The organism is Streptomyces sp. SM11 (assembly GCF_002910905.1).
Lineage (GTDB): Bacteria > Actinomycetota > Actinomycetes > Streptomycetales > Streptomycetaceae > Streptomyces.
Map to the genome: position 1 here is coordinate 1 of NZ_NEUE01000021.1, position 13421 is coordinate 13421.

Below are 13421 nucleotides of genomic sequence, written 5' to 3' on the forward strand. Positions count from 1 at the left end.
CGAGCCGCGAGCCGCGAGCCGCGAGCCGCGAGCCGCGAGCCGCGAGCCGCTCCGGCGGCGGTGTGCCCGTAGCCTTTCGGGGTGGCCATGCACGCTAGCCAGCCCCTCCGCGTCCCCGTCGGCAGCGACGCCGGGCGCTGGAGCACCTTCCACGGTGAGAAGACCCTGGTCGTAGCGGCCCGTACGGTGACCTCGACCGTACGGGTCCTCGAATGCCTGCCCGCCCTCCTGCGCGGAGACGGACGGGTGACGGTCGTCTTCGCCCACGACCCCACCTCGGCCTTCAACGACGGGGTGCTGGACCTGCTGCACGACGCGGGCTGCCGGGTCGTCCCCTGGGAGCAGGTGAGTCACGCCGAGCCCGATCTGATCCTCACCGCCAGCGAGAACATCGATGTGCCCGAGGGGCGTTGCCCGGTCCTCGTGCTGCCGCACGGCATCGGCTTCCAGAAGCAGGTCCCCGACGCCCGTGCCCCGGGCGACCGGCTGTCGGGGGTCGTGCCGGACAGCCTGCTGGAGTCCGGCAGGGCCTGGCTGGCGATCTCGCATCCGGGGCAGGAGGAACAGTTGCTCTCCTCGCATCCGAAGACGGCCGGCCGCACGCTGCTCGTGGGTGACCCGTGCTTCGACGAACTGCTGGTCAGCGCGGACCGGGCGGGCTCCTTCCGCCGGGCGCTCGGCGTGCCCGACAGACACCGTCTGGTGGTGCTCAGCTCCACCTGGGGACCCACCTCCCTGTTCGGGCAGGACCCCGGGCTGGCGGCCCGCGTTCTCGCCGCCCTGCCCTACGACGAGTTCCGGGTGGCGGCGATCGTCCACCCCAACGTCTGGTCGGGGCACGGTTCCTGGCAGATCCGCAACATTCTGGCGCCCGCCCTGGACGCGGGGCTGATGCTGATTCCGCACATCCACGCGTGGCGGTCGGCGCTGGTCGCGGCGGACGTGGTCGTGGGCGACCACGGGTCGGTGACCCTGTACGGTGCGGCGCTCGGCAAACCGGTTCTGCTGGGAGCCTTCGGGAGCGAGGCCGTGCCCGGCACCGCGGTGGCCGCACTCGGCCGGGCCGCGCCCCGTCTCGATGCCCACGACGACGTGCACGGACAGATCGTCTCCGCCCTCGCCGTACGGCGGCCGGAGCTCTTCGCCACCGTCACCGAGGGTGCCTTCCACCAGCCGGGCCGGGCGCTGCCCCGGCTGCGTACCGCGCTCTACGACCTGCTCGGCCTTCCCGAGCCGGTGTCCACCGCCCCGCCGGAGTGGTTCCTGGCCGAGCCCGTCGAGTCGGGCGCGAAGGCCACCGCCTGGACGGTCACCACGACCGGGCCGGCGGAGGGCGGGCCGGCCGCCGTCACCGTACGCAGACAGCCCGCGGCGGTGTGGCGGGAGGCGGACGACCCGGGCGAGGACGCGACGGCCGGGCGTTTTCGCCATCTCGCCTGCGACGAGCGGGAGCCGGACCGGCGTCTGCTGGAGAGCGCCTCGGTGCTTCTGTGCGGCGCTCCCGTCCGTTCCGCGGCGGCGGGTGTCCGGTGGATCGGGGAGACCCTGAACCGCCTTCCGGGCTGCCGGCTGGCGGCGGCCTCGCTGGCCGGCGGCGGCGCTCTGGTGGGACTGCGGGACGGGCGGATCGTGGAGGCGGCCGTGACGGGGCCGGCGCGGGACCCCGCGCTGCCCGCCGCGGCCGTCTACGCGCTGCTGCGCGCCGCGGCTCCGTTCGACGACACCATGGTGACCGTGCGGGTCGGCGGGTATGCCGAGGACGTGGCGCTCCGGCTGCGCGCACCCCGGCCGGGCGGCTCGTGCGGCTGAGCACGCACGGCTCCCCGCGTCATCCCGCCGGCTCTCCTCCCGCCAGCCGGTCCCGCAGTTCCTCCGCGCGGGGGCTGCCGCCCGCCTCATAGATCTTCAGGGCGCGTTCCAGACGGGCGCGTACCTGGCGGGGATCGCCCTGCGTGCGTTCCTGGATGTCGGCGAGGGCGACGAGCGCCTGCGCCTCGTAGTGGGTCGCCTTCTCCGCGCGGAGGATCTCGGCCGCTTCGCCCAGCGCCCGGACCGCCTCGTCGGTCTCTTCGAGATGGTCGTGGGCGATGCCGATGGCCGCCTGCGCCCGGGCCGCCATCCGCGGGTCCTCGCACGCGACGAGCTCGTCGTGGGCTCCGCGCAGGGTGTGCAGGGCCTCGCGGGGGTGCCCGGCCGCGTCCTGGGCGCAGCCGAGGAAGTAGGCCGCAATGGCGGCGCCGCGGCCTTCGTTCGCGGCCGTGTTGAGGTCGAGGGCGTTGCGGTAGGCCGCCATGGCCCGAGCGGGATCGGTGCGGTCCCAGTACCGTCCGGAGAACTCCTGCACGGAGGCACGGACGACCAGATGATCCGCTACCTCGGCACAGGCCTGGGCGGTGTCCAGTTCGCGCCGGGCGGCCTCGTACTCACCCAGGTCCATCAGCGGGCGCGACAGCAGGCTGCGCAGTCGCGCCTCGGCGGCCGGGACCATCGCCTCGGCGGCGGCGGCCGCGCCGAGTTCGAGCGACTCCCGCCAGTCGCCGAGGTGCCGGTGGTGGAAGAACAGGACCGTGAACGCCTCCGCGAGCTGCCAGACCTCGGTGTGCAGCGTTTCCTCGCGCGCGGCGGCCCGCAGGACACCGAGGATGTTGCGGTGCTCGGCCTCCAGCCAGTCCACGGGCCGGGGTGCGCCCGGCGCGGCAAAGGGGTCGCGAACGTCGGAGAGCCACTGAGCGAGGTCGGCGATCCGCAGCCGGTCCAGCCGGACCGCCCGGTCGGCGAGTGCGGTGAGGGCCAGGTAGTGCAGCGTCACCCGCCGTACGAGAGCGGTCCGCCCGTCCGGTGCCTCTTCCTCCGTCGCGCGTTCGCCGGCGTGCAGCCGTACGAGGTCGTGGAAGCGGAAGCGCCCGTCGGGCATCTCCTCCAGCAGGCTGGCGCGGGTCAGGGCTTCCAGCGCGTCCACGGTACGTCCCGGGTCCAGGTCCGTTGCCACCGCGGCGACTCCGGCGTCGAAGGTGGCTCCCGGGTACCAGCCCATCAGACGGTAGAGCCGGGCGGTCTCCGGTGCGAGTTCACGGTAGGCGAGATCGAACGCGGCGGCCACGGGCCGCTCCTTTCCCAGGGACATTCCTGCCAGTCGGCGCGGCTCGTCGGCCAGCTCCGCCGCGAGCGCCGCCAGTGTGAGCCGGGCCTTGGCCGCGAGCCGGGCGGCGACCACGTGCAGCGCCACCGGCAGCCCGTCGCAGAGCTCCACCAGGTGTTCCGCCGAGGCCGGATCGGCGGCGGTCCTCTCCGCGCCGCACCGGTCGGCGAGCACCTCCAGGGCACTGGCCCGGTCGAGCGGCTCCACCGCCATCAGCTTCGCACCGTCGGCGGCGAGTTCTCCGATGCCGCTGCCGCCGGCCACCACCAGGAAGCTGCCCCTTCCCTTCGGCATCAGCGCGGCGGCCTGGCCGGGCTGGGAGACGTTGTCCAGGAAGACCAGCAGACGTCTGCCCGCGGACCGGCTCCGCAGGCGCTGGATCCGCTCCGCGAACGTGGCCGGGATGTAGGCGTCGTCGATGCCCAGGGACCGCAGGCAGCACCGGGCCGCCTCGGAGACGTCCGCGCCCGCCGAGTCTCCCCGCAGGGTCGCGAAATCGACATAGATCTGTCCGTCCGGGAACCGCTTCCGGCCCCGTTCGGACCAGCGGGACACCAGTGCGGTCTTGCCCACGCCGGGCGGCCCGTGCAGCGCGGCGAAGCCGACGCTCGCGCGGTCGTCCTCGTCCGCGTCCTCCCCGTCCCCGTCCTTGTCGCCCGCCTCGGGGACCAGCCAGCCGTCGAGCCTGGCGAGGCCTTCGGTCCGGTTGATCAACCGGACGGTCAGTGGCGGGATCTCATCGGGTGTGACGTGCGTTCCGACCGGCGCCGCCGGCTCGACATGGAACGTGATGCCGCCGTGGATCGTGCCGGCCTGCACGACCGGGCCGTGGCTCGTGCCGGAGAAGTCGTTCCGCGCGCTGTGCCGGGGCCCGTCGCAGGAACCCGGGGCCGTCACCTGGCGCCCGGTTCCTGTCGGGACGTCGTGCGCACGCCGTCGTGGACCGACTGGGCCATGATCACGGGTGCGTTGTAGGTGCCGCCGCTGATCGTGTTGTGGTTGATCGACACGGTCGTGCCGGCGGGCTGCTGAGGCGCCAGTTCCCCCAGCAGCTCCCGCAGCTCGTCCGCCGTCTCCGGGTTGGCGCGCAGGGCGCGGCGGAGCCTGGTCCGCCACTCCGCCTCGATGTCCGCGGCCGTCTCCTCGTCGGCGTCCGCGCGGGCCGCCGTCAGCTCGGCCCGGGACTCCTCCAGCTCGGCGTCGACCGCCTCGGTGTCCTCACCGCGCGCCAGGATCCGGGCCACCCGCCCGCGCACCTGCGCCCATGCCTCCGTCGCCATCAGCCCCACGAACGTCGTCGCACCCGATGCCGCCAGTGCCGTCAACTCGGCTTCCACCGAACCCCCTCCGCCTCACCTGTCGCACCGTACGGGCACGTAACCCGTCGCTGGTGCAACCGTAGAGAGCGAACAGCGCCTTCGGAAGCGGAATCGGGTGCGCGGCGCAGAGCAGTTCCAGCCATGTCGGTCCGGAAGGTCTCCCACCGCCACGACGCCCGGCGCTCCGGTGCGTCCGGCCGGACCGGCGGTCCGGCCACGCGTGCCGCTCCCACGACGACGTGCGTCAGCGGAGCGCGGGCCGCATTCCGTCGGTCGTTCCGGATCCGGTCAGCGGCGGGAACGACAGCGGGAGCACCACGGCGCGGCCACGGTCCACTGGAGGCGGGGCCGGCGCGTGAAGCGTTCGAGGGCGGCCGGCAGGGCCCGGCCGGCCAGTGACGCCGGCAGCGCGATGAGGACGACCGGCAGCAGGCCCGTGTCCAGCGTCTCCTGCGCCGATGGGCCGGTGATGCGCAGCCGAGGACCGGTCGGCGACGAGCCGGACGAGAGCGGGCGCGAGCGCGGCGACGAGGACCGTGGTGGTCCGAAGGCTTCGGTGCGGGGAGCCGGTCATCGGTCCGCCCCTTGTGTCGCGGCGAGTGCGCCGTGGAGGAACACGTCCGCCAGCCGGCCCCCGGTGAGGCGTGACGGGTCGTCGGGGTGCGGACGGGTGAGCAGCAGGCCCAGGAAGAGCGCGGCGGCCTGTTCGACCGGCAGGCGGAAGGACTCGGCGTCGGGCGCCAGGAGTTCGGCGACCGCATCCCTGATCGCGGCCATCGGCCCATCGCGCCCCACGCCGCGGGCTCGTTCGCCGGTCGGGGTGTCGCGGCGGCGGTGGCCGGAGGCGTGCAGTGATCCCGCGATGGCGCCCATCCGGTCCAGGTGCGCCTCCAGGGCGTCGGCGGCCTCGGCCAGGCGGTCGGCCGTCGGGAGGTCGGCCGGGATGGACATCAGTTCGCGTACGGCATCGTCGTGGCGCATCGCCTCGGCCATGCAGGCGTCCAGAAGCTCCTCCTTGTCGGCGAAGACGCGGAAGATCGTCGCCTCGCCGATGCCGGCCGCGCGGGCGACCTTGGCGGTGGTGACGGCGGCGCCGTACTCGGCGATCAGCGGGACAGCCGCCCTGACGATCATTTCGCGGCGCTGTTCGGGGCTCATGCCCGCCGCACGGCGACGGGTCGTCTGCTTCTCGGACATGGGCCGAACGTTACGGAGTGAGTACTCACTCCGTCGAAGTTCCAGGACCGTCCCGGGCCGGGGCCCCGTGCGGCGCAACCACCGGCGCGCGGGACGCGTGATGATGGGTGGGGGGCCGCGACACGGCGGTGTCCCGCCGACACCGCCGGCCGGCGGTCCCGGAAGGGCGTTCGCCATGTTCGCAGCCGGAGTGAAGACATCGGTCGCAGCACTGTTCACCGCGCTCGTGCTGACCGTGACCGCCGCGTGTACCGGCGGGGACGGCTTGTCGCCCTCGCCCCGCAGCAGCTCCCCGTCCGATGCGGGCAGGCCCGCCGGTGTTCTCGCCGTGAAGATCGACAATGTGGCGTCCGCACGCCCCCACACCGGTCTCGAACAGGCCGACATCGTCTATGTCGAGCAGGTGGAGGCCGGGCTGAGCCGGATCCTCGCCGTCTACTCCTCCGGTCTGCCGTTGGTCATCGGCCCGGTGCGCAGTGCGCGGGAGACCGATCTGGAGCTGCTCCGGCAGTTCGGTCGGCCGACGCTGGCCTTCTCCGGCGCGCAGAGCAGGCTGCTGCCGGTCATCGACCGCGCGCCGCTGGAGGCCGTACCGCCCTCGAAGGCGCCGGGGGCGTACTTCCGCGGCCAGGACCGACCCGCACCGCACAATCTCTATCTGCGGCCGGAGCGGATCCCGTTCACCGCCTCCGGCGTCGACGCCGTCGAGGAGCTGGGGCTCAGGGCCGGTTCGCCGCCACCCGGCGGCGAACCGGCGGACAGCCGCACGGTCCGCTATCCGTCCGCGTCCGTGACCTTCACCTGGTCCGCCGAGCGCGACCGGTGGCTCGTCTCCCTGGACGGCTCCCCCGCCCGCACCGCCGACGGCACACAAATCGGGGCCGGCACGGTCGTCGTCCAGGACGTGACCGTCCGTCCGTCGGACTTCAGCGACCGGTCCGGAAGCGTCACGCCGTTCACCGAGACCGTGGGATCGGGAAGCGCGGTCGTCCTGCGCGACGGCCGGACGTACGACGCCCGGTGGTCGCGGAGCGCGGCCGAAGCGGACACCGTGTTCACCGGCCCGGACGGACGGGGCGTAGACCTGGCCGAAGGGCCGCTCTGGATTCTGTACGCGGCGCGCGGGGGCGCCGGTTCCACGGCGGGCGGCTGAGACCCGGGGCGGGCGTCCGGGCAGTGGGAGAGGCCCCCGGTGGACGCACCTGTCCGCCGGGGGCCGCCCCTACCGCGCACCAGGGGTGGGGCGGGCCGGGTGCCTCCCCGGCAGACGGTCAGGATCGGGACAGCAGCGCCCCGCCCGCGTACTGCGCCGAATCACCCAACTCCTCCTCAATCCTGATCAGTTGGTTGTACTTGGCCGTGCGGTCGGAGCGGGACAGCGAGCCGGTCTTGATCTGGCCGCAGCCCGTCGCAACCGCCAGGTCCGCGATCGTGGTGTCCTCCGTCTCGCCCGAGCGGTGGGACATCACGGCGCTCCAGCCCGCACGGCGCGCGGTGGCGACCGTGGCGAGGGCTTCGGTCAGGGTGCCGATCTGGTTGACCTTCACCAGGACCGAGTTGCCGACGCCGGTACGGATGCCCTCACGCACCTGTGTCTCGTCGGTGCAGAACACGTCGTCGCCGGTGAGCTGGCACCGGTGGCCGACGCGGGTGGTCAGCTCCCGCCAGCCGTCCATGTCGTCCTCGGCCATCGGGTCCTCGACGGAGACGATCGGGTACGCCTCGATCAGCTGGGCCAGGTAGTCGACCTGCTCGGAGGCAGTGCGGCGCACGCCCTCACCGGCGTACACGTACGCACCGTCGCGGAAGAACTCCGACGAGGCCGGGTCCATGATCAGGCCGATGTCCGTGCCGGGACGGTATCCGGTACGTTCGACGGCGCTCATGACGAAGTCGAGCGCCTCCTCGGCAGTGCGCAGTGCGGGCGCGAAGCCTCCTTCGTCGCCGACACCAGTGGAGTGTCCGGCGGCGAGCAGGTCGCGCCGCAGGGTGTGGAAGATCTCGGAACCCATGCGGACGGCCTCCGCGAAGGTCTCCGCTCCCACCGGCGCGATCATGAACTCCTGGAAGTCCAGCGGATTGTCGGCGTGCGCCCCGCCGTTGATGATGTTCATCATCGGCAGAGGGAGAAGACGGGCGTCGGCGCCGCCGAGATAGCGGTAGAGCGGCTGGCGGTGGGCCGCCGCGGCCGCCTTCGCCACGGCGAGGGAGACCCCGAGGATCGCGTTCGCACCGAGCCGGGACTTGCCGGGCGTGGCGTCGAGCGCGACGAGCGCGGCGTCCAGGCCCGCCTGGTCGTCCGCGTCGCGGCCCACGACCGCGGCCGCGATCTCCCCGTTGACGTGGGCGACCGCACGGTCGACTCCCTTGCCGTGCCACTGCCCGGCGTCGCCGTCGCGCAGTTCCAGCGCCTCTCGCGCACCGGTGGAGGCGCCGGACGGGACCGCGGCGCGGCCGAGGGACCCGTCGGCGAGGAGGACGTCGGCCTCGACGGTGGGGTTGCCCCGGCTGTCGATGATCCGGCGGGCGGTGACGGACTGGATGGCGGTGGGCTCAGCTGCCTTGCGGGCCATGCGAGGTCCTTCCGGTAGTCACATGCCGCGGCGATCTTGCGACAGCGCCGGCGCGGGCCGCGACGAGGGAACTCTACAGCAATGCTGTTCAGCTCTGCTGTTCAGTAACGCTGGCCAGTTGACCGGCGCGGGCCAGCGCACGGGCGACCTGCGCAGACTCGCTGACGACCGCGGGTTAAAGTGCCCTATGCCCACCCCGGAACCCGCCACCGTCGCCGCCGATCTGCGCACCGCCATGGGCAAGCTCGCGCGGCGCGTGAAGCAGGAGGACCGGATCCCGCACGGCCAGGTGGCCGTTCTGGGCGTCCTCGACCGGGACGGGGCCATGACCACCAGCGACCTCGCGGCGGACCAGCGCGTGCGTCCCCAGTCGATGGCCCGCGCGGTCGGCCTCCTCATGGACCAGGGCCTCGTCGTCCGCCGGGCGCACCCGACGGACGGCCGCAAGTCCCTCGTCGACCTCTCCGAGGTGGGGCGGGCGGCACTCGAGGCGGAGCGCGACCGCCGGGCCGACTGGCTCGCCCGGGCCATCGACCTCGAACTCAGCGAAGAGGAGCAGGAGGTGCTCGCGCTCAGCGTCGCCTTGATGGAGCGGCTCGCCGGGCGCTAGGGGGTGTCCTCGTCGCAGCCGTCAACGAGTGGCTGTGACGCGTACGTCTGCCGGCTACATCACGGCTCGTACAGGGGAAGGAAGTGGAGCTGGTCGAACCGCTCGGCCGGGACCGGGTGCTCGGTCCGGTGGAAGCCCTTCTCCCGGTACGCGTCGCATGTGCGGGCGACGGTGACGGCGATCCTTTCCACGGCTGTGCGCCGGCGCTCCTTGTGGACGCCCGGCCGCTTGCGGGGCTGTTCCCTTCGGGCATAGCGGGCTTGGTGAACCAGTACCGGTCGGAGACGGCGGTGAGCAGGCGTGAGATCCTTCCGTCGCGGTCGTGCGGGGCGTCCACTGCCGTACGGCCCGATGCGGCCACGATGACGGGCAGGATGCCGACCAGCACACCGAGCAGGGCCATCACGAGCACTGGCGGGATGTCCCCGAACCAGTCGCTGAGGGCGCACACGGCTCGGCTCCTCGATCATGGGTGGGGCCTCCGGTATGCCCGGCGTCCTGAACGGCCGGTCCGGGAACTCCGTCGGTGATCCACACTCTCTCGTGCCCTGCACTGCACCGGGCCCCCTGTGCGTTTCCATGCCCACTCGGCCGAGCCGCCCTTCATCCGCTCGTACCCGCTGCCGGGGCTCTTCGACGCGTCCTCACGTCCCGGCCGGTCAGCGGCCTCCTCCGGTGAAGAGGAAGTGAGCCCCTCCGCCGATCATGGCGAGGGCGAAGAGCGAGGTGAGGACGACGCCCGTGATGCGTGATGCGTCGCTCGGCGGTTCGGACTCGGCGTAGGCGACGGTGTACGGGCGTTCGGGCCGGTCGGAGTCATAGGCCACCTGCACGGTGTCCCCGACCTCGCCGCCCGAACTGCCGCGTCTGAGCGTGGAGGTGTACCGCTTGTCTCCGACCTGGTACCTGACAAAGGTGTCCGTCCGGGTGCCGCCGTTCGGTCCGCCGCCCTCGTTCACCACCCGTTTGTCGAAGACCATCGCGGTGACCCGGCGGTCGAGTGTCGCACGGTGGTCCTCGCCGATCTCGTCGGCGAGGACGTAGGCCACCAGGGCGAGAGTCGCGCCGGCGATCAGAGAGACGAGGCCCAACAGTGCCGTGAACACACGATCGGCGGACGGTTTGCGCACGCTGCTCCTCCAGGGCCTGTCCGGCTTGCAGGGCAGCCGGGCGGACGCACGATCTGTTTGCTGTTCGGCTGCTTCGGCGGACGGGGACTTCGCGGCGTTCGCCGCCTGGTCGGCCGCCACGGCCCGGGGCGGCCGGGACGGACGATGCCCGCGATGACTTCGACGGTGAAGAGCCCGGCGATCGGAACGCCGGTACCGCTGTGCGCGACGACCGAGCAGGCGATGCACACGACGGCCACCGTGCAGGCCTGTTCGCCCCGGGGGATTCCGGCCTGCTGGACAAGCATGCTGTACACCACGGAGGCGGCGCAGCGCCCTCCGGCCGACCGGGAGCCCCGGCGCGCGAGGTCAATCTGCGGACTCCGCACGCGACTTGACGGGTAGACCGGTCCAGTGCGCCTCGATGCGCCAGGCGCACCTCCCTGGTGTCCGCCGCGCCTTCCTGGCATGCGGTCGGACCGCCGAGGGGCGATGGTCCTCGCGGGGACCACCAACTACCGTTCACGTCCATTAGGTTAGGCTCCCCTAATGCAGAGTGGTCCAGCCGCTCCCCTCCCCCCTTCCCCTCTCAAAGGGAGACGTTCATGCGTCTGGCGACCGACGCCGAGAGCCCCTTCGCCGCCTTCGGTCTGCCGGGCCGCCCCGGCACCGACGCGTTCTGGGCGGCGGCGCGTACACCCGCGTCGATACCCGTGGACGACGGCTGGCTGTCCCTCTTCCTGTGGCGTGGCTCCGGGGCCGTGCTCGACTTCGAGAGCTGGTCGCCGCCCGTCCCACTGTGCCAGTGGGAGGGCACGGACTGCTGGTACGCCGAAGTGCCCGTGCCCGCGCGGCTGCGGGTGACCTATCGCGTCCTCGTGGGGGACGTGGCCCATGCCGACCCGTTCAACCCGGCCGGTGCGGGCGCCGACCGTTCCCTCGCCGCGACGCCGGACGCCCCGCCGCAGCCGCACTGGCCGGACCTCGGTGCGGACGATGTGCCGCCCCTCCCCCGTACCCGGATCCGCTGGAGCAGCGACCGGCTCGGCGGACGGCGCACCGTGCGGGTCCACCCGGTGGGCGGTGGCGGGCCGGTGGTGCTGCTGCTCGACGGGGACGACTGGCTGTATCTGCACCCGGCCGTGGTCGCCTTCGACGCGGCCGCCGCCGCGGGGGAGATGCCCCCGGTCACCCTTGTTCTCGTACCGGCCAAGGACCGGGAGGCCGAGTTCGCCTGCCGCCCCGCGCTGTGGGAGGCGCTCCGGGACGAACTGCTGCCGCTGGTGGGCGACTGCGGTGTGCCGGCCGACCTGGACCGGCTGGTGGTGGCCGGGCAGAGCCTGGGCGGGCTGAGCGCGCTGTACGCGGCGCTGGAGTTCCCGGAGCTGGTCTCGCGCATCGCCTGCCAGTCGGGGTCCTTCTGGTGGTCGCCCGGCGCGCAGGCGCTGCCGGATCCGCTGGCCGGACCGGTCGGCGGCGCGATCGCCGACCGCCTGCGCCGGGGCGTCGACCTGTCGCGGCTGCGGTGCGCGTTCGACGTGGGAGAGCACGAACGCCCGATGCTGCCCCACTGCGAGCTGACCGAGACACTGACCGAGCGGGCCGGCGCCACGGTGCGGGTCTCTCGTTCGGCGTCGGGGCACGACCGGGCGGGCTGGCGGCACGCCCTGCTCAGGGACGTCGCCTGGGCTCTGGGCTGAGTCGCTCCCCGGACGTGTCCGCGCCGGGCTCCCGGGACGGGTGAGCACGCGTCCCGGGAACCCCTCCGTTCACCTGGCCACGGCCAGGCAGTACGCCTCGTCCCCCGCGAGAAGGTTGCGGTGGGTGTCCTCGGCGGTGATGACGCCCCCGTCCAGGACGAGCACCCGGTCCGCCGCGTCCAGCAGCGCCGGACTGCTGGTCAGCACGAGCGTGGTGCGGCCGCGGCGCAGCTTCGCGACGTTGCGCGCGATGAGCTGTTCGGTCACCGCGTCGACGGCCGTCGTCGGATCGTGCAGGACCAGCACCTCGGTGTCGGCGGCCAACGCGCGGGCCAGGGAGAGCCGTTGGCGCTGGCCGCCGGAGAGGTTCGCGCCCCGGTCACGGACCGCGTGGTCGAGCCCCTCGCGGTGGAGGGCGACGACGTCGGTGAGCATGGACGCCTCCACGGCCGCCGCGATCGACCGGCCGGTGCCCGACGGGTCGATGTTCGTACGGAGGGTGCCGGCGAAGATCTCCCCGTCGTACGGGTTCACCAGCAGGTGTCCGCGGACCGTCTCGATCGACAGGTCACCGATCTCCCGCCCGCCGACCCGCACCACTCCCCCGTAGGTATGGGGGGCGACGTTCACCGCGAGGACGGCGGCGAGTTCGGCCGCCGCGCGTGGCTGGTAGGCGGCGATCGCCACGAACTCACCGGACGGAACGGTGAACTTGACCCCCTGGAGCGTTCCGTGGCGTACGCCGTCGATCTCCAGGTCTCCGCCGGGCTCCGGACGCTCGGGCCCCGGTGTCGTCACGGGCGGTGCGGTCAGGACCAGGGCCATCCGCTCGGCGGAGGCGCGGGCCATCATCACGTACTTGGGCATCTCGGAGAACATCTTGAGCGGTTCCATGATGAACTGCGCGAGGCCCACGGCCATGACGAGTTCCCCGATGGTGATCCGGCCCTCGAACGCCAGCCAGCCGGCCGTCAGCGAGACGGCCGCGGCGAGGACCGCGTTGAGGGCCAGCGCGGTGCCCGCGTACGTGCCGTGCACCCGGGCAACGGTGATCGCCTGCCGTTTCGCGTCCGTGCTGACCTTGCGGTAGGCGCCGAAGGCGGCGTGGTTGCCGCCGAAGCCGTGCAGCGGGCGCAGCCCGATGATCAGGTCGGCGACCTTGGCGCCGGCCCGGGCCACCCGGGCCTGCTGTTCCTGCGTGCCGGCTCCGATCCGCTGGGACATCACGGCGAGGACCGACAGGATCGTGACGGTTCCCACGATCACCAGCAGACCGAGCCTGAGGTCGGCGAGGCTCAGCGCGACGGCCGCGACGACCACCGCGACCAGCGAGCTGATCAGCAGCGGCACCACCTCGATGATGTCGGCGGTCTGGTCGGCGTCCTCGGTGGCGATGGTCAGGATCTCGCCGGACTTGAGGTCCACGTCCCTGGCCACCGGCTGGAGCCCGCAGGCGGCCACCTGGACCCGCCAGCGGTGCGCCTCGGTCGTGTTGGCCTTCTGCAGCACGCGCATGCCGAACCGCCACGACAGGGACACCGTCGTGATGATCACGGCCAGCGAGCCGATCGAGACGCCGAGCGATGCGAGGCTGCGGTCCTGCATCGTGTGCTCGACGATCAGTCCGAGTGCGATGGGGAACGCGGTCTCGGCCGCTTGGTACAGGCCCATGAGGACGGTGCCCGCGATCATGGCGCCGATGTTGCGGCGCAGTGCCGTCCGCAGGATGGCGGCCCCCGGTCGGGGCCGCTTCGTGTCAGGAGTCTTCATCAGG

12 protein-coding genes are annotated in these 13421 nt (G+C 72.9%); 4 read left to right on the forward strand and 8 right to left on the reverse strand.

Features of this window, described 5'->3' with window-relative positions:
- Positions 1-87 precede the first annotated feature (87 nt).
- Complete coding sequence (locus tag B9S58_RS01500; RefSeq protein ID WP_181009140.1) at positions 88-1809, forward strand: hypothetical protein; 1722 nt, start codon at positions 88-90, stop codon at positions 1807-1809.
- Between the two features lie 19 nt (positions 1810-1828).
- Here B9S58_RS01500 and B9S58_RS01505 read toward each other — a convergent pair whose 3' ends face one another.
- From B9S58_RS01505 to B9S58_RS01515, 4 genes are all read right to left on the reverse strand, one after another.
- Complete coding sequence (locus B9S58_RS01505) at positions 1829-4036, reverse strand: tetratricopeptide repeat protein (protein WP_103530346.1); 2208 nt, start codon at positions 4034-4036, stop codon at positions 1829-1831.
- Positions 4033-4476, reverse strand: a complete 444-nt coding sequence (locus B9S58_RS01510) for a hypothetical protein (RefSeq protein ID WP_103530347.1) — start codon at positions 4474-4476, stop codon at positions 4033-4035. Before B9S58_RS01510 ends, B9S58_RS01505 begins: the two co-directional genes overlap by 4 nt.
- Positions 4477-4746: 270 nt before the next feature.
- Complete coding sequence (locus B9S58_RS40125; protein WP_219818864.1) at positions 4747-4935, reverse strand: DUF6069 family protein; 189 nt, start codon at positions 4933-4935, stop codon at positions 4747-4749.
- Between the two features lie 93 nt (positions 4936-5028).
- A complete protein-coding gene (locus B9S58_RS01515; RefSeq protein WP_258044142.1) occupies positions 5029-5655 on the reverse strand; it encodes a TetR/AcrR family transcriptional regulator in 627 nt (208 codons plus the stop codon).
- 175 nt (positions 5656-5830) lie between these two features.
- Between B9S58_RS01515 and B9S58_RS01520 the strand changes: the two genes are divergently transcribed.
- The gene (locus tag B9S58_RS01520) at positions 5831-6808 is read left to right on the forward strand and encodes a DUF3048 domain-containing protein (protein WP_103530348.1); all 978 of its coding nucleotides are present in this window, start codon (positions 5831-5833) and stop codon (positions 6806-6808) included.
- A 118-nt stretch (positions 6809-6926) separates the two neighbouring features.
- Here B9S58_RS01520 and eno read toward each other — a convergent pair whose 3' ends face one another.
- Complete coding sequence (gene eno, locus B9S58_RS01525; protein ID WP_103530349.1) at positions 6927-8228, reverse strand: phosphopyruvate hydratase; 1302 nt, start codon at positions 8226-8228, stop codon at positions 6927-6929.
- Positions 8229-8415: 187 nt separating this feature from the next.
- Between eno and B9S58_RS01530 the strand changes: the two genes are divergently transcribed.
- Positions 8416-8838, forward strand: a complete 423-nt coding sequence (locus B9S58_RS01530; RefSeq protein WP_103530350.1) for a MarR family winged helix-turn-helix transcriptional regulator — start codon at positions 8416-8418, stop codon at positions 8836-8838.
- Between the two features lie 59 nt (positions 8839-8897).
- Here B9S58_RS01530 and B9S58_RS38615 read toward each other — a convergent pair whose 3' ends face one another.
- Both B9S58_RS38615 and B9S58_RS01535 read right to left on the reverse strand, forming a co-directional pair.
- A complete protein-coding gene (locus B9S58_RS38615; protein ID WP_258044143.1) occupies positions 8898-9029 on the reverse strand; it encodes a hypothetical protein in 132 nt (43 codons plus the stop codon).
- Between the two features lie 468 nt (positions 9030-9497).
- Entirely contained in the window at positions 9498-9968 is a 471-nt protein-coding gene (locus B9S58_RS01535) for a DUF3592 domain-containing protein (protein WP_146063439.1), read from the reverse strand.
- Between the two features lie 584 nt (positions 9969-10552).
- On the opposite strand from B9S58_RS01535, the gene B9S58_RS01545 reads away from it, so the two are divergent.
- On the forward strand, positions 10553-11647 hold the full coding sequence (locus B9S58_RS01545; RefSeq protein ID WP_103530353.1) for an alpha/beta hydrolase-fold protein: 1095 nt from the start codon (positions 10553-10555) through the stop codon (positions 11645-11647).
- 69 nt (positions 11648-11716) lie between these two features.
- Here B9S58_RS01545 and B9S58_RS01550 read toward each other — a convergent pair whose 3' ends face one another.
- Positions 11717-13417: an ABC transporter ATP-binding protein gene (locus tag B9S58_RS01550; RefSeq protein WP_103530354.1), complete on the reverse strand. Its 1701-nt coding sequence runs from the start codon at positions 13415-13417 to the stop codon at positions 11717-11719.
- Positions 13418-13421: the final 4 nt, after the last annotated feature.

Excerpts from the sequence above, each read along its gene's own strand:
- B9S58_RS01500 (WP_181009140.1), top strand. The coding sequence starts at position 88 with ATGCACGCTAGCCAGCCCCTCCGCGTCCCCGTCGGCAGCGACGCCGGG.
- B9S58_RS01515 (WP_258044142.1), bottom strand. The coding sequence starts at position 5,655 with ATGTCCGAGAAGCAGACGACCCGTCGCCGTGCGGCGGGCATGAGCCCC.
- B9S58_RS01520 (WP_103530348.1), top strand. The coding sequence starts at position 5,831 with ATGTTCGCAGCCGGAGTGAAGACATCGGTCGCAGCACTGTTCACCGCG.
- eno (WP_103530349.1), bottom strand. The coding sequence starts at position 8,228 with ATGGCCCGCAAGGCAGCTGAGCCCACCGCCATCCAGTCCGTCACCGCC.
- B9S58_RS01530 (WP_103530350.1), top strand. The coding sequence starts at position 8,416 with ATGCCCACCCCGGAACCCGCCACCGTCGCCGCCGATCTGCGCACCGCC.
- B9S58_RS01545 (WP_103530353.1), top strand. The coding sequence starts at position 10,553 with ATGCGTCTGGCGACCGACGCCGAGAGCCCCTTCGCCGCCTTCGGTCTG.
- B9S58_RS01550 (WP_103530354.1), bottom strand. The coding sequence starts at position 13,417 with ATGAAGACTCCTGACACGAAGCGGCCCCGACCGGGGGCCGCCATCCTG.